Genomic DNA, 17,304 nt, shown 5'->3' on the forward strand with positions numbered 1-17,304 from the left:
TAATCGACGTCAGCCGGCGATCGGGATGGAGGCCCGGTCGAGGGCCGCCTTGACCCGGATGCGGAGCTCGCGGGCGATCTCGGCCTGCTTGGAGGGCAGGGTCTTGGCGCTGATCCGGAAGATCACCGCGGTGTCGGAGATCTGTTCGATGCCCCAGACCTGCGGCTCCTCCACGATGACGGAGCGGAAGTCCGGCTCGTCCCACATCTCCTCGACGGTCGCCCTGAGCAGTTCGCGGACGGCAGGGACATCGGAGGCGTAGGCCACCGGGACGTCGACGGTGGCGCGCGACCAGCCCTGGGACTCGTTGCCGACCCGGGTGATGGTGCCGTTGCGCACGTACCAGACCCGGCCGTCGGCGTCGCGCAGGCGGGTGATGCGCAGGGTGACGGCCTCCACGGTGCCCACCGCGGCGCCGGCGTCGATCACGTCGCCCACGCCGTACTGGTCCTCCAGGAGCATGAACATCCCGGCGATGAAGTCCTTGACGAGCTCCTGGGCGCCGAAGCCGATCGCCACGCCCACGATGCCGACGCTGGTCAGCAGGGGGGCGATGGGGACCGTGAGCCGTTCCAGGACGGTCAGCACGGCGGTGCCGAGGATGATGACGGAGGCGACGTGCTTGAGCACCGAGCCCATCGTCTCGGAGCGCTGCCTGCGCCGCTCGGCCATGATCGCGTCCAGGCCCTCGGGGGCCGGGGTGTCCCTGCCGCGCAGCCGTCCCGCCAGGGAGGTACGCCCCGAGGACGCCCGCCGCACCACGCGGTTGATCAGCCGGTGCGCCACGTTGCGCAGGATCAGCGCGATCAGGATCACCAGCACGATCGCGAGGGCGGCCGCGACCAGGGGGGCCCAGCTCTGCGGGATGAAAGTCAGCACGAGATCGCAGAGTATCCCCCCGCCGTCCCCGCATCCCTTCGTCAGGCCCGCGCTCATGTCCAAAAGCTCCTTGACGCTCTCCGCTGGATCCAGCGTTGGGGTGACGCTCGGAGTGGGGACGGGGGTCGGGCTGAGGGTCGGCGTGGGAACGGGCGTGGGGGAAAGCAGGAGCACGGAGTGGATCCCTCTCGGATCGGGTCGACGGCCCGCCGGGCGCGTCGGATGACCCACCCATCTTGCCGATCGAACCGGCCTCCGTCACATCACGCCGGGGAAGACGGGGGCATCCGGATCTGGGGCCGCGGGGGCGGACCCGGATGTCCCGGTGACGGTCGGCCCGGACGGGGCACGCACCCGGAAGCGTGTCCCGTGTCGTTCCCGAGAGGGATCCCTCCTGCTCACCGTCCGGACGAGAGGCCGGACGGCGGTCTGTGCTCCCCTGCGGCCCGCCGGCCCCGGCGGGAGGGGGCCCCGGCGTGCCGCGGGAAGATTTTCGGGTGGCCGGCCCCGGGGACCGGTCGCCGCGACCGGCCCTCGTGGCGAGGGCGGCCGCCGCACCGGACCGGGCCCGAGGGGACGGGCCCGTCCGGTCGATTCGGAGCCGGCGGGATGCCCAGCGTCCGAGGACGCTCCGCACCGGTCACCCCGCCGGCTCCGTCGAGCCGCGGCAGGCGCGGCGCACCGGCCGGAACACCGTCCGTTGCGCCGCTCACCTCACTCTCCTACCGCGGCGAGTACGCGTGCGACCTTGGTCGCGGCACCGGCGGGGTCCTCCACCGTGTGCATCTTCTCGCCCCACGACCACCAGTAGTACCAATCCCGGTGGCTGGGGGCGGCCTGGGCTCGGCAGGTGACGTTCTCCGCCAGGCTGGTCGCCTTGGGGTTGATCACACGCACGAACGTGCGGCCCGAGTGGGTCCGTACCACGCGGGCGTGCAACCCGCGGCAGTCAAGCTCCGTCACCAGCCGTTCCAGGTGCCGGAAATCGTCTTCACCCACCTCGTCCCTCCTCGTGATGTCGGTTCGCTGACACCGAATCGTGTTCGCTCGATTACTCATTCGGTGCTGCTCGCCAAAGATGACTCACAGTGCCCCCGTGGGTCAATTAGGAGAAAACCCTGCTCAGGGTGGACGTTGTGCCAAGTGGGTTGAAAGAAGCAGTCCCCCGGGGGACGATTTCTAGCCCGCAGCTTTATTAGTACGTTCCGGATGAGTCAAACGTGGTCCATCATTCTCCGTAGGCGCAGCGCGACAGAAGGGTCACGCTGCGTCAAGGGGGGAGAGGACCGGTCGGGACAACGTGCGCCGGCCAGCCCGGCTGGCCACGAGAGAGGGGCCGGTATGTCCGGCAGGCAGCACAGGGAGACAGAGTTGGCGCGGCAGATCCGGGCCCGAGGCCTGGCGGCCGGGAAGTCCTCGGCGCAGATAGCCGGGGAAATCCACGACAAATGCAATGCGCAGTTCGGGACCACACGGATCAAGGGTCACCGGCTCGCGCACGGCGTGGCCCTCGCGGACGTCATCGAACAGATACGGGCGTTGTTCGAACGTGACGGCAAGTCGGCCCCGGGCATCGGCGAGACGCTCCTGTCCGCGTACGAGAGCGGGCTGAAACGGCCCGGTCCCGAGTATCTGCACTACCTGTGCTCCGCCTACCGGGTCGAGCCGGCCTCCCTCGGGTACGACGGCCCGTGCATCTGCGGCCACGGCCACAGGATGCCCGGTGTCGTCCGAGGCGATCTCCAGGATGGAAGACCCGACACTTCCCCTGGTCCGCGAGAGCTGCTGATCCAGCCGATCGGCCTCGGCCTTTCCGCGGACGGGGGCGAGGAGGACGAGAACGTGCTACGGAGGACACTCTTACAGCTTCTGGCGGGCGGCGGCACCATCGCGCTGGACGGGCAGATGCTCGGATCAGTGGAGAGCATCCGCAGGAGGATGGACGACACGCTGGTATCGGCCACCGTCTCGCCCGCGATGCTCGACCAGTGGGAGGAATCCACCATCGGCTTCGGCCGCCAGTACATGAACACCGCGCCGCTGCGGCTGCTCTGCGACGTCATGCTGGAGTTCAGCGCGGTCCGCAAGGCGATGGAGCGGCGTCAGCCGGTCGACCTGCAGGAACGGCTCTGCCGGATGGCGGCCCAGCTCGCGGGCCTGAGCGGCATGATCATGATCAATCTCGGCGACCACCGGCTCGCCCGGTCCTTCTTCCGCACCGGCAGGACCGCCGCGGACGAGACCGGCGACCGCGCGCTGCGGGCGTGGGTCACGGCCAGGGAGGCCCTGGTCCCGCTCTACTACGGCGATCCGCGCGAGGCCCTCAACCTGGCCAAGAAGAGCCGGGACCTGGCCGGGCAGACCCCCTGCGCGGCCCAGGCGATGGCTCCGGTGGTCGAGGCCCGCGCGCTGGCGATGATGTCGGGCGCGGGTAAGAAGGAGGTGGTCGACCAGGCCAAACGGGCCCTGTCCCGGGCCAGGGCGGCCTTCTCCCAGATGACGGCCGCCGACCAGGACGACTCCACCTTCGGCTACACCGAGCGCCAGCTCTACTTCCACCAGGGGGACGCGCTGGTCAAGCTCGGGCAGGCGATGGAGGCCGACCTGATCCTGGAACAGGCGCTCACCAAGTACGGCCCGACCGACTGGCTGGATCCGACCATCATCAAACTCGACCGGGCCCAGTGCAAGATCCTCGAAGGCGACGTGGACGAGGCGCTGAACATCGCCCAGCGGACGATCGCGGGCCTCGACGACGAGTGCAGGCCCGACATCCTCATGCAGCGTGCCCACGAGGTGGCCCGGCAGGCCGGGGTCAAGGATCCCGGCAACCCCAGGCTCAAGATCTACCTGGAGTCGCTGCGCACCCGCGGCGTGGCGGTGGCGGACCCGGTGGCCGGTGGAGGTGACAGTTGAGGCCGACGCTCCGGCGCTATCGCTGGTCCGACCTCGAGTCCGTCTGGGCGCTGCACCAGATCTGCCTGGCCCAGGTGGGCCTCGCACCCGGGGACGGTGTCTACTACGAGGACGACTTCCCCAGGATCGGCGAGATCTATCTCGCCGACCGGGGCGAGTTCCTGGTGGGCGAGCTGCCCGGCGGGCGCATCGTCAGCATGGGCGGGCTCCGCCGCGTCGACGACCGGAGCGCCGAGCTGTGCCGGCTGCGGGTCCATCCGGAGTTCCAGCGGCGCGGGTTCGGTGCCCAGATGACCGTCGCGCTGGAGGCGCGCGCGGTCGAGCTGGGGTACGCCCGCCTCTGCGGGGACACCACCCTGAACCAGCCCGCGGCGATGGAGCTCTACCGCGCGTTCGGATGGCGGGAGATCCGCCGGGAGGAACGAGGAGGATGCACCGTGATTTACGGAGAAAAAGACCTCGTATCCGCTATGTCCTCTTTAATGCAATAACTACTGCGATTCATGCCGCTCAAGGTGTTGTCGATCGTGGAAACATCGGAATACTTGGTCTTCTCATCCATCGATATTCTCTGGTGAGTACGATGAAAAAGATCATTGTTCACAAACCCGGTGTTTCCCGACTCGGTGGTGTCGCCGGAGTGATCCACAAGGGCTGAGGCCCCTCCGGCGAGAAGAGCGGCCCCGGTCCGTGAGTCCGGGGTCACCTCCCCCGCATATCCGGCCCGGTTCGGCCCAGCAGGACGAGGCGGCGGACGACCTCCGGCAGGTCGGGAGGCTCCAGAGGGTCGGGAAGACCCGCCATCTCCGTCGCCGAGAACCATCCGGACCCCAGATACGTGACGTCCTCCTCGGAGGTCAGCGACGCCGGGCCCGTCGCCGGGGTGTCCTCGAACCTGGCCAGGTAGAAGCGCTCGGTCTTGGCGTAGTGGACGCCGAGCCAGTGGAACTCCCTGCGTACCGGCACCCAGAGGTCCAGGACGGCCGCTCCCGGCAGGCCCGTCTCCTCGGTGAGCTCCCGCCGGGCGGCCCGCAGAGGGGTCTCGCCCGGGTCGATGCCGCCGCCCGGCGGCTCCCACAGGGCCTGGCCGCTCACGGCGTCACGCCAGTGCATCAGGAGCACCCGTCCGGAGGCGTCCACACAGATCACCCGGGCCGCGGGCCGGTCGTTCGGCTGAGAGTCACCCATGGGCCACGGACGCTATCACCGCCACCCGCCGGTCCCCGGACCGGCCCGATTCGCCGGGCCCGCCGATCATGGCTGGATTTATTGGTATATGCCGGATCTGCTCGGTGTCGTGCGGGCTCTTCGCGTTAGCCCGCCCACATCCCGGACCGGCGGATGCGGCGCCGGGATTCGCTGTACCCTGCCCAGATCAGGTGTGAGCACCGTACGATCCGACCTCCTCAAGCTCAAGGGTGAAGGCATGCGTTCCAGGGCCGAGTTTGTGTTGACGCTCTCCTGCCCGGACCGTCCCGGCGTGGTGGCCGCGGTCTCCGGCCTCCTGGCCGGGCGGGGATGCAACATCACCGAGAGCCAGCAGTTCGGGGACGCCGCCGCCGGGCGGTTCTTCATGCGGGTGCAGTTCGTCTCCCCGCTGCCCGACGAGGAGCTGCGCCAGGCGCTGACCGCGCTGGCCCCGGAACTCGGCATGGACTTCAAGCTGCGGGACGCCTCCGTCAAACCGCGCGTGCTGGTCATGGTCAGCAGGTTCGGCCACTGCCTGAACGACCTGCTCTACCGGACCCGTTCCGGCCTGCTCGACATAGAGATCGTCGCGGTCGTCTCCAACCATCCCGACCTGCGGCCGCTGACCCAGTCGTACGGCATCGACTACCACCACCTGCCGGTCACCTCCGAGACCAAGCCGCGACAGGAGGCGGAGGTGCTGACCCTCGTCGATCACTACCGGGCCGACCTGGTGGTGCTCGCCCGCTACATGCAGGTGCTCTCGGAGGATCTCTGCGTCAAGCTCGCCGGCAACGTGATCAACATCCACCACTCGTTCCTGCCGTCGTTCAAGGGCGCCAAGCCCTACCACCAGGCGCACTCGCGGGGCGTGAAGCTGATCGGCGCGACGGCGCACTACGTGACCGCCGACCTCGACGAGGGACCGATCATCGAGCAGGAGGTGGCCCGGGTCAACCACACCCACTCCGTGGACGATCTCGCCGCCATCGGCCGCGACGTCGAGTGCCAGGCGCTGGCCCGCGCCGTCCGCTGGCACACCGAGCAGCGGGTCCTGCTCGACGGCCACAAGACGATCGTCTTCCCTCGCTGACCACGGGCGCGGGCCTCGGACCGCCGCCCTGCGAATGCCTGCCGCCCGTCGAGCCGTGTCCGGGAGTCCGGGAGGTCACGGCCGCCGTTCGTGTCCCGCGGGTCCGTCGGTGATCGTCCCGTGCCCGTCCGCCGCGTCCGTCACCGCTCCCTCGGCCGCTTCCGGCGGCGCGTCGCCGGCCGCCTCGGCGAACCCGGCCGCCCGGGTGTCGGCGGCCCGGCTCTGCTCATGGGTGAGCGTGAGCGTGCGCAGGTGGAACAGCTCGTCGAGCCCGACGGCGTCGAGAAGGCCCTCGGGCCTGTCCGGCGAGACGTCCGGATGGTCGTGAAGGATGATCGGCGAGGAGAGCATCACGTCCCGGTGGCCCGGCTCTCCCACCAGGACGGGCCAGGTGTGCTCGTTGCGGCAGGTCTCCACGGCGGGCCGCGCCCACTCCGGCGGGTCGAGCAGGGAGACGAAGGCGCCGGCGGTCACCGCGATGATCAGGTGTGCCGAGATCAGCGAGTGCCGGAGCGCCTGCTCGCGCGGGGCTCCCCGCGGTTTCCACCCGTCGGTGTTCTCCACCCGGGCGCGCAACCTGACCAGGCCGTACGGTCCCGGAACCCGCTCGGCGGAGACCGTCAGCGCCGCGTGCAGCGGCAGATGCTCGGAGACCAGACGACCCACCACCTCCCCGGACGGCGAGGCGATCGGCTCGATCACGCGATCACCGGGAATCCGCACCTCGACCACCCGGGCGGGCGCGTCGAGCAGGCCGGCGATCGGGAAGACCACCTCCACCTCGCGTTCGGTGGCCTCGTCGAAGGTGAGGTAGGTCCGGTGGCCGTTGCGCAACTGCTGGACCGGCCAGTAGCCGTCGTCCTCGGCACGCTCGACGCAGCGCGTCCTGACGTGCAGGAATCTCAGGTTCAGGTGGACCACGGCGTAGGCGGCCCCTTCGAGGAGACATTCGGTCACGCTGGCCGAATGGTCGGCGGTGGCGGTGAACCCCGGCGGCACCAGCACCCCGAACCGCCGGCGTACCTGGTCCTTGGCGGCCGAGGTGAGATGGGGGTACAGCAGGCGGCCCTCGTACAGGACCGCCTCCGCCAGCCGTCGCGCGATGTCCATCGGAACGCTCATTCGCCGCGCCCACCGAGATCGCGCCCGCCGGGATCGCGCCCGCCGGGATCGCGCCCGCCGGAATCACGTCCACTGAGATCGTGTCCGCTGGGATCGGACCCACTGAGACGGTGCGCGCCGAGATCGTGTCCGCCGGTGTCGTGGACGACCACGGCGACGGCCTCCCTGCCGTGGACGAGCACGGTGTCGCCGACCGCCGGGTCGACCAGCGCCACGCTCACCTCTTCGAGGACTCCGGCCGCGTCCACGATCGCGAGTTCACCCTCCAGCAGCCGGACCACCCTCGCCGGCAGTGCCTCACCGGAGGTGGCGCGGGCGCCGGCGGCGGGGCGGACGTGCCCGGTCACCGGGCCGTTCCCCGGCGAGAGGCGGACGCGCTCGGACGGCCGGAGAACCCGGGACCGGCCGTGGAGACATGTCCGGCGCGGTCCCGCCGCGCGGGGTCCGTGCCGGATGCTCCACCTGTGATCCGGGCGACCGGGACCACCGGCGGGACGGACACCGCTCGCGTACTCGCTGTTGCAGCCATGTCGACGCTCCGTATTCCTCACGGTAGCCGCCACAGTACGATCGGCCGCCCCGGGTCCGACACCCCCGATCCGGCAACCGGAGGCAAAGCTCTGATCATTGACGCGGCTCTCCCGCGCGCCTGTCGCACTCGGCGCGCGGGCAGGTCACCGGCCGGGACGAACCGGCATCAGGGCCCGGACGAAGAAAGACCAGAGCCGGGACGAACGGAAATCAAGGCCGGTACGTCCCGAAATGCCAGACGTTGCCTTCGATATCCCGGCAGGCGTAGTCGCGTGATCCGTAGGACTGGTCGCTCAGCTCCCTGGTGACCTCCGCACCGGCCGCGACGGCCCTGTCGTGGTGGGCGTCGGGATCGTCCACGACGACGTAGATCCCCGGCCCTCCGGGCTCGCCCGTGCCGGTCATGATCATTCCGGTGCCGACGAGCAGCTCGCCGTGCTCGACCGTGCCCTCGGGGGTCGTGTGCAGCTCGTGGACCTCGAATCCGAACGCCTGGACCAGCCAGTCGACGGCCTTGGCCGCGTCGCGGTACATGACCAGCGGATACACCGTGCGCATGTTCTCTCCTCCTTGGTGGTTCCGATCACGATGCCACCGGAGGGGACGAAAGGATTGGAGGAATGTGACCTGATCATCCAGGGGCGGGCCGAGAGGAGGACGCCAGCTCGCCGGGGGTGGCTCCGGCCATGGCCCGGAAGTCGCGGTTCATGTGGGCCTGGTCGTAGTAACCGCAGGCGGCGGCGGTGCCGGCCAGGGAAGCGCCGGACCTCAGCCGGCCGGTGGCGTGCTGGAACCGCAGCACCCTGGCCGCGGCCTTGGGCGGCAGCCCGATCTGGTCGTGGAAGCGGGAGACCAGGTGACGGTGGCTCCAGCCCAGCTCCGCGGCGATCGACGCCACGGGCAGCGTGCCCCGGGCGGCGACCAGCCGGTCCCACGCCCAGACGACACGGCGGTCGGGTGCCGGGGCCTCGTCGATCCGCCGGCTGAGCGCCGCGTCCAGCAGCGCCAGGCGGGCCGGCCGGCCGGGCGTCTCGGCCAGCCGCTCGATCACGGTCGTCGCCCAGCTCCCGAGGACCTCCTCCAGGGACACCACCCGGTTGGCCAGCTCACGCATGGGCACCCCGAACAACCTCCTGGCCCCGAGCGGCGTGAGGTCGACCTGCAGGCCGTCGGCGGCCCCGGTCAGGGTGGTGTCGACATAGGTGTCGTGCAGGCCCGCGGCGAACGACGCCAGCCGCAGGTCCCCCTGGGGACCGCTCATCGCGAGCGGCGCGCCGAGCCCGAAGATCATCGCGATCCCGGGGAAGGGGGGCTGCCGCCGGTGGGCGGGGTGGGCGTACCGCTCGCTGTAGGCCGACAGGTGGAGGACGTGAGGACGCAGGAGGGCCCCGGGCTCGCCCTCGGTGAAGGTCAGGCCCCCGGCCGCCCCCGCCTCGCCTGTGCCGTCGGCGTCGTCGGCGTCGTTCATGCCCCGACCATAACCGGCCCCACCGACGATCCGGTTCTCGCAGGAGGAGCCCGGCCCGCCGGGCGAGGAGGGGACGCGTCCGGCGGCCGGACGCGTCCCCTCAAGACCGGCCGTCCTTTCCCGGGCCCGGCTCATCCCTCAAGACCGGCCGCCCTTCCCCCGGGACCGGTCTCCCCCCTCGGAACCGGCCTTTCCCTCGGAACCGGCCCCTTCCTCCGGGTCGGCCGCCATCCCTCACATCGGGCTCTTCCTCCGGAAGGAAACGCCCTTCCTCAGGAGGTCAGGCCGGTGTGGTGGGCGAGGAAGGTGAGCTGGTCGGCGGCGAGCTCGACGGTCTTGCTCACCGCGCGGGCCCCGTGACCGGCCTCCATCTCGTTGCGGAGCACGATCGGCTTGTCGCCTGCCTGGGCGTGCTGCAGAGCCGCGCACATCTTCCACGCGTGCAGCGGGTGGACCCGCGTGTCGGACTGGAAGACGGTGAACAGCGTCGCCGGGTAGGAGACGCCCTCCCGCACGTTGTGGTAGGGCGAGTAGGCGTGCAGCCAGGCGAACTCGTCGGGCTTCTCGGCGGTGCCGTACTCGACGTTCCACGTCGCGCCCAGGCCGAACAGCTCGTAGCGGATCATGTCGAGCAGCGGCGCGGAGCAGACCACGGCGGCGTACAGCTCGGGGCGCTGGGTCAGGGCCGCGCCGACCAGGAGGCCGCCGTTCGAGCCGCCGGAGATGCCCAGTTGCGCGGAGGTGGTCACGCCGGTCTCGATCAGGTACTCGGCCGCCGCGTGCAGGTCGTCGAAGACGTTCTGCTTGTGGCCGAGCATCCCGGCCCGGTGCCACTCCTCGCCCTGCTCGCCACCGCCGCGCAACTGGGCGATCGCGTACGTGCCGCCCGACTCGACCCAGCTCAGGACGGACGCCGAGTAGCCCGGGGTCATCGAGATGCCGAAGCCGCCGTAGCCGTACAGGACGGTGGGGCGCGGGCCCTGGGCGCCGGGAGGGGAGATCACCAGCATGTGGACCTCGCTGCCGTCGGCGGAGCGGTAGGTCACCTGCCTGGTGTCGACGGGGGGCACCTCGACGGCGCCGGGGGAGGCGGCCCACAGGGTCGTCTCGCCGGTGCGGGCGTCGTAGCGCTGGATGGTCGGCGGCCTGGTGTTGTCGGTGTAGCCGAACCAGGCCTCGTGACCGCCCTCGGGACGCTCGCTGATGCCGCCGATGGTGCCCAGCCCGGGGGTCGGCACCTCCCCGACGCGCTCGCCGGTCGCCAGGTCGTGGACGGTGATCTCACTGATCGCGTGACGCGTCCAGGCGACCAGCATGACCGGCCGGTCCAGGTCGTCGAGGATCGCGAAGTCGCTCAGCACCGCCTCGGGATCCTGCGGGATCAGGTCGCGCCAGCTCTCGAAGCGCGGGTCCGCGGGATCGGTCACGCAGACGCGGGCGCGGGGCGCGTCACGGTCGGTGAAGACGTACAGGAGGCCGTCGCGGCCGAAGTACAGGGCGGTCTGGGCGTCGACGTCCCGCTGGACGACGACCAGGTCCGGTGCGGAGGGGGAGGAGGCGTGCAGGTCGGCCACCCACAGGTCGTTGCGCGGCGCCGTGCCCCGGGAGGCGGAGATCTGCAGCCAGCGGCCGTCACGCGAGACCGACACGCCGTAGTAGTTGGTCTTCTCCAGGCCGTCGCCGAAGATCAGGACGTCCTCCTCGGTGGAGGTGCCGACCCGGTGCAGGTAGACCCGGCGGTGGTACTGCTCCTCGTTCTCGGGCACCTCGGTGGCGGGCAGCCTGCGCACGTAGTAGAACGCCTCGCCGCCCGGCAGCCAGGCCACCGGGGAGTAGCGGCAGCGGTCGATCGGCCCCTCGACGCGGTCGGCGAACGCGACGTCCATCAGGTAGAGGCTCGACTCCTCGTCGCCGCCCACCGACACCTGGTACGCCAGCAGGCGGCCCTCCTTGTCGGGCTGCCAGGAGTCGAGGGTGGTCAGCCCGGTCGGGTCCAGCGCCATCGGGTCGAGCAGCGCCCGCTCGGTGCCGTCCGGGTCGACGGTGTAGAGCACGGCGTGCTCCTGCTCGGGCGCGCGCCGCATGAAGAACCGCCGCCCCCCGCGCCACGTCGGCGCGCCGATCGACCCCGAGGCGAGCAGCTCGGCGATCCGCGCCCTGAAGGCGTCACGCCCGGGAAGGGCGTCCAGCCCCGTCTCCAGCAGCCTCTCCTGCCCCACCAGCCAGTCCTTCGTGGCCGGATCGTCGGGATCCTCCAGCCATCGGTAGGGGTCGGGAACGGGCACCCCGTGCAGCTCCTCGACAAGGTCAACACGGCTGGCAGGAGGGTACGGCTGTCGCGTCATGGCTGGAACCCTACGACCTCCGGGCGGCCGTGCGCGGGCGATGGAGGGTCATTGCGCGCCGGGCGTAGCGGGATCGCGACGGGAGGAGTTAAAAACTGGTAATGCGGGCATAAAACGTATCAGGTGTCTCTCCAGTCATTTATGGGTGGCGAGAACCACGATGCAGCAGCCAAACTTGGTGAAGGACGGTGCCGTGGTGAGCATCCGCTGGGCCGTCCGGCGGAGGTCCTCGTGACGGAAGCACCCGGGCCCCAGGAGGGGCCGCCAGCCGGGGCGCGCAGTGGCGTGCCCCCTCAACAGACGTGCCGCACGGCGGGAGAGGCCCGCTGATGCGCCAGGTCCTTCTCTTGAACGCCACCTACGAACCCCTGACCACCCTCTCGCTGCACCGGGCCGTCGTGCTCGTGCTGCGGGAGAAGGCCGACGTCGTGCACCGCGACGGGCGGGGCGCCGTGTTCCGCTCGGCGAGCCGCACGCTCGACGTCCCCTCGGTGATCAGGCTTCGCAGATATGTCCGTATCCCCTACCGGTCGCGGATCCCGCTGACCCGCACCGCGCTGATGCGCCGGGACGACTACCGGTGCGCCTACTGCGGCCAGCGGGCCGAGACCATCGACCACGTCATTCCCCGCTCCCGGGGCGGCCCCCACACCTGGGAGAACTGCGTGGCGTCGTGTACGACGTGCAACCACCGCAAGGCCGACCGGATGCTGGAGGAACTGGGGTGGACGCTCAGCGTCGCCCCGGTGGTGCCACGCGGCGTCCACTGGCGGCTGATCGGCGCGCACATCGTCGGTGACCCGCAGTGGGCGCCCTACCTGGAGGAGAGCGCCGCCTGAGGCCCCGGCCGGCGGTGCCGATGCCGCCGATACCGCCGCGGTCGCGCCCCGAGCGCGTCGCGGCGGTGTCGCCGTGCTCCTCGGGCCCGTACCTCTCAGGTTCGTGCCCGCCGGCCTCCGTGCCTGTCCGGGGCCGTGCCCGTCCGGAGTCGTGCCCGTTCGGTCGGCACGGTACCGGTGGAGCGACGTATACCCGCCGGCATCGACGATCATGGATCGAGACGATCGACGGATGACATGGACATTCACCTCCGACGTGGAGGCGTTCTCCGAGGCCGCGGAGCCGTGGCTGCTGCGTGATCCGGTGCGCAACACGGTCGTCCTCACCGTCCTGCGCGCGGTGCGCATGGGACTGTGGAGCGAGGGCGCGCTGCTGGGCCGCCTGGAGCGGGACGGCCGCGTCGTGGCGGTCGCCCTGCAGACGCCCCCGCGTCTCCTCCTGCTCCCGGACATCCCCATCGAGACCGTTCCGGACCTCGTCACCTGCCTGATCGAGGACGAACGGGCGATCCCCGGCGTGAGCGGGTCGCTCGCGCTGGCCGAGGCGTTCAGCGCCCGCTGGTGGCGGCCCGAGGCCGGGCGCCGGTCCGAGCGCCTCTACCGGCTCTCCTCGCCCGTCCTCCCCGATCCCGCCGCCGAGGGGGTCTTCAGGGTCGCGGGCCCCGGCGACCTCGACCTGCTGGTCCGCTGGGGGGAGGAGTTCCAGATCGAGGCCGAGGGCGTCGCCCCCGCCGATCTGACCCCGCTGACGTCCAGCCGGATCGCCAGGCTGGAGCTGGGCCTGTGGGAGGTGGACGGCCGCCCGGTCGCGTTCGCCGGGGCGTCCTGCCCGCTGGGCGGGATGTCGCGGATCGGCCCGGTCTACACGCCCCCGCGGTTCCGGAGGAAGGGGTACGGGACCGCGCTCTCGCACGCGATGAGCGTCCGGGCCAGGGCCGGGGGAGCCGACGAGGTGCTGCTCTTCACCGACCTGGCCAACCCGACGTCCAACTCGATCTACCAGGAGATCGGCTACCGGCCGGTGGCCGACCACGCCACCGTCACCTTCGCGTGAACGCGCCGGGCGAGCCTGGGTAGGCTTGTCGTCATGCCCCGATACGACTTCCGATGCCGCGCCTGCGGATCCAGCTTCGAGGTCTCCCGGCCCATGGCCCGCTCCGGCGAGCCCGCCCCGTGCCCCGAAGGTCACGACGACACCGTGAAACTGCTCTCCACGGTCGCGATGACCGGCGGTTCGGCGGCCTCGTCCGCCGCCGCGCCCCGGCCCGCCGGGGGCGGCGGCGGATGTTGCGGTGGAGGGTGCTGCGGCTGACCGCCTCGCCGCAGGCGTCCGGGACCGGGCGGGGACGAACCCCGCCCGGGACCGGATCTAGGCGGCGTGCCTGGCGCGCTCGGCGCGCTTGCCCTGGAAGGGCAGGAAACCGTCGGCCCGGTGCGGGCGCGCCGGCACGAAGGTCTGCTCGGTGGCGACGATCCGGTCGAACCGGAACGCCCGGATCGCACCGCGCATGCGGCACATCCCGACGAGATACCAGTGGTCACGGTGGACCATGCACGTCACCGGGTCGACGTCGCGGACGGTGATCCGCCCGGAGACGTCGCGGTAGTGCAGGCGGATGACCATGCGTGAGGTGATGGCGTTGGCGATCGTCCGGGCACGGTCGGCCACGGACGCGGGCAGCGGCTCGATCAGGGTCGTCAGGGTGGCCGCGACGACGTCGTCGTCGACCTCCAGGTGCTGGAAGGCGTGGCGCAGGCCGCTGCGGGCGGCATCGGCCTGCGGGCCCGAGCCCAGGTGCGCCATGGACAGGGCGAGGGCGGCGATCTCGGCGGTCGTCAGCGGGCAGACGGTGGGCTTCACGACATTTGCCATACCCTGATGATACGTCCAGATACCGACATTTTTTCGAACTTCCTGTCGGGTAAGGAATCTGTCGCCGACAGGAAGCCCAGGTCAGAGGGACGGCGCCGGAGGGGTGACCCCCGGCGCCGTATCAGCGGGACCGGGTCAGCGGGACAGCTGCGACAGGTCGCGCGAGGCGCCGGTGGAGGCCGAGGTGGTCAGTGCCGCGTACGCCTGCAGCGCGGCGCTCACCTGACGGCGGCGGTCGACCGGCCGGTAGCCCCCGAGGTCGGCCAGCAGCCTCTCCCGGCGGGCGGCCAGCTCCTCGGCGGAGACCTTCAGCTCGATCGAGCGGCCCGGGATGTCGATCGCGACGAGGTCGCCGTCCTGGACGAGGGCGATGGTGCCCCCCTCGGCCGCCTCCGGGGAGGCGTGGCCGATGGACAGCCCGCTCGTGCCGCCGGAGAAGCGGCCGTCGGTGACCAGCGCGCAGTCCTTGCCCAGCCCCCTGCCCTTGAGGAACGAGGTGGGGTAGAGCATCTCCTGCATGCCGGGACCGCCCTTGGGGCCCTCGTAGCGGATCACCACCACGTCGCCGGCCTTGACCTTGTTGCCGAGGATGCCCTCGACCGCGTCGTCCTGGGACTCGAACACCACGGCCGGCCCCTCGAACCGCCAGATCGACTCGTCGACGCCGGCGGTCTTGACGATGCAGCCCTCGGTGGCGATGTTGCCGTACAGGACGGCCAGGCCGCCGTCGCGGGTGTAGGCGTGCTCGGAGTCGCGCACGCAGCCCTCGGCCCGGTCGAGGTCGAGGTCCTCCCAGCGGGCCCCCTGGGAGAACGGCTTGACGGTGCGGGCGTTGCCCGGGGCCGCGTGCCAGAGCTCAAGCGCTTCGGGCAGGACCCGCTCCGAGCGCACGTCCCAGTCGTCGAGGTAGTCGCCCAGGGTGCCGCCGTTGACGGTGTAGGCGTCGCGGTGCAGCAGCCCGGCCCGGTCCAGCTCGCCCAGGATCGCCGGGATGCCGCCCGCGCGGTGGACGTCCTCGACGTGGTACTTCGCGGTGGCGGGCGCGACCTTGCACAGGCAGGGCACCCGCAGCGAGATCTCGTTGATCTCCTTGAGGCCGAAGTCGACCTCGGCCTCGCGGGCCGCGGCGAGGATGTGCAGGATCGTGTTGGTCGAGCCGCCCATCGCCACATCCAGCGCCATGGCGTTCTCGAACGCGTCCCTGGTGGCGATGGCGCGCGGCAGGACGGTCTCGTCGTCCTGCTCGTAGTGGCGGCGGGTGATCTCCACGAGCGTGCGCCCGGCGTCCTCGAACAGCTTGCGGCGCGCCTTGTGCGTGGCCAGGATCGTGCCGTTGCCCGGGAGCGCGAGACCGATGGCCTCGGCCAGGCAGTTCATCGAGTTGGCGGTGAACATGCCGCTGCACGAGCCGCAGGTCGGGCAGGCGTTCTCCTCCATCTCCAGCAGTTCGGCGTCGGAGACGGAGTCGTCGGCGGCGGCGATCATCGGGTCGATCAGGTCGAGCTTGCCGTTGGGGGTCTTGCCCGCCTCCATCGGCCCGCCCGAGACGAACACCGTGGGGATGTTGAGCCTGAAGGCGGCCAGCAGCATGCCCGGGGTGATCTTGTCGCAGTTGGAGATGCAGATCAGCGCGTCCGCGCAGTGCGCGTTGACCATGTACTCGACGGCGTCGGCGATCAGCTCGCGGCTGGGCAGCGAGTAGAGCATGCCGCCGTGGCCCATGGCGATGCCGTCGTCGACCGCGATCGTGTTGAACTCGCGGGGGATCGCCCCGGCCTCGCGGATCGCCCCGGCGACGACGTCGCCGACCTCCCTGAGGTGGACGTGCCCGGGCACGAACTGCGTGAAGCTGTTGGCCACGGCGATGATCGGTTTGCCGAAGTCCTCCCCGGCCACACCGGTCGCCCGGAGCAGAGCCCGGGCCCCGGCCATGTTCCTGCCGTGAGTGACCGTACGAGACCTGAGGGCGGGCATGGGGCTGCTCCCATCGTCGAGACCGTGTCTACGCATGGTACGGCCACCGCCCGGTGCGTGAGACGCCCGTCCATGCCGCGAGACGCCCGGCACGGGCTCGCAGGCCCGTGCGGGCGGTGTCTCCTCGGCGGCCCGGTGCCGGGAACAGCCGCGCGGACACCCGTGCCGGACGGTGTCCCTCCGGCGGCCCGATGCCGGGAGAACCCGCGCCGACGCCCGTGCGGACGGTCGCCGGGTCAGCTCTCCGGGTATCGGGCGGGCAGAACCCGCGCCGCGGCCTCGTAGATATTCTCGATCTCGGCGTCGGTGAGTGAGCGTTCCCGCTTGGTGATCCATTTACGGACACGGCTGCCGTCGAATACGTCCACCTCGCGGACGTTGAGGACCTTCCACGGGATGGCCGGGCCGTAGATCGCCAGGGAGGGGACGATGGTGACCTCGCGGCCCAGCTCGGCGCCGATCAGCTCACCCGCCTGGGACGCCTCCCAGCGGGCCTCGTCCAGGCGGGGCTTCTGGTTGAACGGCCCGTGGAACAGCTTGCGGTGCGACTGGACGCGGACCGGAAGCCGCTTGTCCCACTTCTCGGAGTCGACCGCGTACACGCCGGTGGGGCCCACGACCAGGTGGTCGATCTGGGCCTCGCTGCCGGGGATCGCGCGGGCGTGCAGGGTGCGGTAACCCCCGCGCTCCAGCCGCTTGAGCTGCACCTCGGTGCGCCGCTCCGCGACCGAGGCGCGCCGCCAGGCGGGCACGGAGGAGTTGGAGCGGGCCCGCAGCACGGTGTCCACGATCGCGGCCACCACGGCGGCGGTGACGCCCAGCCGCCAGCTGGCCAGCAGGATGCCCGCGAGCACGCCCACACCGAGCGCGATGGCGGCCCGCCTGCGCAGATGGCGGTACTTCGGGTGATCGAGAAGACCGCGCAGCGAGGCGCGCTCGACCGGCGCGTACGTCGTCGCCGGTGGGGCGGGTCGTGCCGCCGGCCGCTCCTCGGCCTGTCGGTCACTGACCCAAATCGGTGACGTAGTGTTACCGTCCTCTGGTACCTGACCGGAATCCACGTAACTCACGGTAGC

At 71.0% G+C, this 17,304-nt stretch carries 17 protein-coding genes; 6 read left to right on the forward strand and 11 right to left on the reverse strand.

Going from position 1 to position 17,304, the window contains the following annotated elements:
• Positions 1-9 precede the first annotated feature (9 nt).
• Both ACLQ2R_RS31250 and ACLQ2R_RS31255 read right to left on the reverse strand, forming a co-directional pair.
• On the reverse strand, positions 10-879 hold the full coding sequence (locus ACLQ2R_RS31250) for a mechanosensitive ion channel family protein (protein ID WP_425964688.1): 870 nt from the start codon (positions 877-879) through the stop codon (positions 10-12).
• Between the two features lie 714 nt (positions 880-1,593).
• Positions 1,594-1,878 (reverse strand): hypothetical protein, encoded by a 285-nt coding sequence (locus ACLQ2R_RS31255; protein ID WP_344895571.1) that lies wholly within the window; start codon positions 1,876-1,878, stop codon positions 1,594-1,596.
• Between the two features lie 342 nt (positions 1,879-2,220).
• Between ACLQ2R_RS31255 and ACLQ2R_RS31260 the strand changes: the two genes are divergently transcribed.
• A complete protein-coding gene (locus ACLQ2R_RS31260) occupies positions 2,221-3,795 on the forward strand; it encodes an XRE family transcriptional regulator (RefSeq protein ID WP_425964691.1) in 1,575 nt (524 codons plus the stop codon).
• Entirely contained in the window at positions 3,792-4,286 is a 495-nt protein-coding gene (locus ACLQ2R_RS31265; protein WP_425964693.1) for a GNAT family N-acetyltransferase, read from the forward strand. Before ACLQ2R_RS31260 ends, ACLQ2R_RS31265 begins: the two co-directional genes overlap by 4 nt.
• Positions 4,287-4,497: 211 nt before the next feature.
• Here the strand turns inward: ACLQ2R_RS31265 and ACLQ2R_RS31270 are convergent, their stop codons facing one another.
• Positions 4,498-4,983 (reverse strand): NUDIX hydrolase, encoded by a 486-nt coding sequence (locus tag ACLQ2R_RS31270; RefSeq protein ID WP_425964695.1) that lies wholly within the window; start codon positions 4,981-4,983, stop codon positions 4,498-4,500.
• A 238-nt stretch (positions 4,984-5,221) separates the two neighbouring features.
• On the opposite strand from ACLQ2R_RS31270, the gene purU reads away from it, so the two are divergent.
• Positions 5,222-6,076, forward strand: coding sequence for a formyltetrahydrofolate deformylase (gene purU, locus ACLQ2R_RS31275; RefSeq protein ID WP_425964793.1), 855 nt, complete (start codon positions 5,222-5,224; stop codon positions 6,074-6,076).
• A gap of 75 nt (positions 6,077-6,151) precedes the next feature.
• Here the strand turns inward: purU and ACLQ2R_RS31280 are convergent, their stop codons facing one another.
• The 5 genes from ACLQ2R_RS31280 to ACLQ2R_RS31300 all read right to left on the reverse strand — a co-directional run bounded on the left by ACLQ2R_RS31280 (position 6,152) and on the right by ACLQ2R_RS31300 (position 11,542).
• A complete protein-coding gene (locus tag ACLQ2R_RS31280; protein ID WP_425964696.1) occupies positions 6,152-7,186 on the reverse strand; it encodes a hypothetical protein in 1,035 nt (344 codons plus the stop codon).
• A gap of 8 nt (positions 7,187-7,194) precedes the next feature.
• A complete protein-coding gene (locus tag ACLQ2R_RS31285) occupies positions 7,195-7,545 on the reverse strand; it encodes a HypC/HybG/HupF family hydrogenase formation chaperone (RefSeq protein WP_425964698.1) in 351 nt (116 codons plus the stop codon).
• 394 nt (positions 7,546-7,939) lie between these two features.
• Positions 7,940-8,287 carry a VOC family protein gene (locus ACLQ2R_RS31290; protein WP_425964700.1) on the reverse strand — a complete coding sequence of 116 codons (348 nt, stop codon included), beginning with the start codon at positions 8,285-8,287 and terminating at the stop codon, positions 7,940-7,942.
• A 73-nt stretch (positions 8,288-8,360) separates the two neighbouring features.
• Complete coding sequence (locus tag ACLQ2R_RS31295; protein WP_425964702.1) at positions 8,361-9,197, reverse strand: helix-turn-helix domain-containing protein; 837 nt, start codon at positions 9,195-9,197, stop codon at positions 8,361-8,363.
• 272 nt (positions 9,198-9,469) lie between these two features.
• Complete coding sequence (locus ACLQ2R_RS31300) at positions 9,470-11,542, reverse strand: prolyl oligopeptidase family serine peptidase (RefSeq protein WP_425964704.1); 2,073 nt, start codon at positions 11,540-11,542, stop codon at positions 9,470-9,472.
• A gap of 329 nt (positions 11,543-11,871) precedes the next feature.
• Here ACLQ2R_RS31300 and ACLQ2R_RS31305 point away from each other — a divergent pair, with 329 nt between their 5' ends.
• The 3 genes from ACLQ2R_RS31305 (at position 11,872) to ACLQ2R_RS31315 (ending at position 13,693) form a co-directional block, all read left to right on the forward strand.
• Entirely contained in the window at positions 11,872-12,381 is a 510-nt protein-coding gene (locus ACLQ2R_RS31305; RefSeq protein ID WP_386241140.1) for an HNH endonuclease, read from the forward strand.
• Positions 12,382-12,613: 232 nt separating this feature from the next.
• Positions 12,614-13,435 (forward strand): GNAT family N-acetyltransferase, encoded by an 822-nt coding sequence (locus tag ACLQ2R_RS31310; protein WP_425964706.1) that lies wholly within the window; start codon positions 12,614-12,616, stop codon positions 13,433-13,435.
• A 33-nt stretch (positions 13,436-13,468) separates the two neighbouring features.
• Positions 13,469-13,693, forward strand: coding sequence for an FmdB family zinc ribbon protein (locus tag ACLQ2R_RS31315; RefSeq protein ID WP_425964708.1), 225 nt, complete (start codon positions 13,469-13,471; stop codon positions 13,691-13,693).
• A 57-nt stretch (positions 13,694-13,750) separates the two neighbouring features.
• Here ACLQ2R_RS31315 and ACLQ2R_RS31320 read toward each other — a convergent pair whose 3' ends face one another.
• The 3 genes from ACLQ2R_RS31320 to ACLQ2R_RS31330 form a co-directional block, all read right to left on the reverse strand.
• Positions 13,751-14,254 (reverse strand): helix-turn-helix transcriptional regulator, encoded by a 504-nt coding sequence (locus ACLQ2R_RS31320; RefSeq protein WP_425964710.1) that lies wholly within the window; start codon positions 14,252-14,254, stop codon positions 13,751-13,753.
• A gap of 135 nt (positions 14,255-14,389) precedes the next feature.
• Positions 14,390-16,228 carry a dihydroxy-acid dehydratase gene (gene ilvD / locus ACLQ2R_RS31325; protein WP_425964712.1) on the reverse strand — a complete coding sequence of 613 codons (1,839 nt, stop codon included), beginning with the start codon at positions 16,226-16,228 and terminating at the stop codon, positions 14,390-14,392.
• Between the two features lie 236 nt (positions 16,229-16,464).
• Entirely contained in the window at positions 16,465-17,289 is an 825-nt protein-coding gene (locus ACLQ2R_RS31330) for a nuclease-related domain-containing protein (protein WP_425964714.1), read from the reverse strand.
• Between the last annotated feature and the right edge of the window lie 15 nt (positions 17,290-17,304).

The sequence above is a fragment of the Streptosporangium sp. DT93 genome, assembly GCF_049844535.1.
Lineage (GTDB): Bacteria > Actinomycetota > Actinomycetes > Streptosporangiales > Streptosporangiaceae > Streptosporangium.

What these genes read in the sequence shown, in the direction of transcription:
- ACLQ2R_RS31295 (WP_425964702.1), bottom strand. Translation starts at nt 9,197, where the DNA reads ATGAACGACGCCGACGACGCCGACGGCACAGGCGAGGCGGGGGCGGCC.
- ilvD (WP_425964712.1), bottom strand. Translation starts at nt 16,228, where the DNA reads ATGCCCGCCCTCAGGTCTCGTACGGTCACTCACGGCAGGAACATGGCC.
- ACLQ2R_RS31315 (WP_425964708.1), top strand. Translation starts at nt 13,469, where the DNA reads ATGCCCCGATACGACTTCCGATGCCGCGCCTGCGGATCCAGCTTCGAG.
- ACLQ2R_RS31320 (WP_425964710.1), bottom strand. Translation starts at nt 14,254, where the DNA reads ATGGCAAATGTCGTGAAGCCCACCGTCTGCCCGCTGACGACCGCCGAG.
- ACLQ2R_RS31270 (WP_425964695.1), bottom strand. Translation starts at nt 4,983, where the DNA reads ATGGGTGACTCTCAGCCGAACGACCGGCCCGCGGCCCGGGTGATCTGT.
- ACLQ2R_RS31290 (WP_425964700.1), bottom strand. Translation starts at nt 8,287, where the DNA reads ATGCGCACGGTGTATCCGCTGGTCATGTACCGCGACGCGGCCAAGGCC.
- ACLQ2R_RS31300 (WP_425964704.1), bottom strand. Translation starts at nt 11,542, where the DNA reads ATGACGCGACAGCCGTACCCTCCTGCCAGCCGTGTTGACCTTGTCGAG.
- ACLQ2R_RS31305 (WP_386241140.1), top strand. Translation starts at nt 11,872, where the DNA reads ATGCGCCAGGTCCTTCTCTTGAACGCCACCTACGAACCCCTGACCACC.
- ACLQ2R_RS31280 (WP_425964696.1), bottom strand. Translation starts at nt 7,186, where the DNA reads ATGGACATCGCGCGACGGCTGGCGGAGGCGGTCCTGTACGAGGGCCGC.
- ACLQ2R_RS31310 (WP_425964706.1), top strand. Translation starts at nt 12,614, where the DNA reads ATGACATGGACATTCACCTCCGACGTGGAGGCGTTCTCCGAGGCCGCG.
- ACLQ2R_RS31260 (WP_425964691.1), top strand. Translation starts at nt 2,221, where the DNA reads ATGTCCGGCAGGCAGCACAGGGAGACAGAGTTGGCGCGGCAGATCCGG.
- purU (WP_425964793.1), top strand. Translation starts at nt 5,222, where the DNA reads ATGCGTTCCAGGGCCGAGTTTGTGTTGACGCTCTCCTGCCCGGACCGT.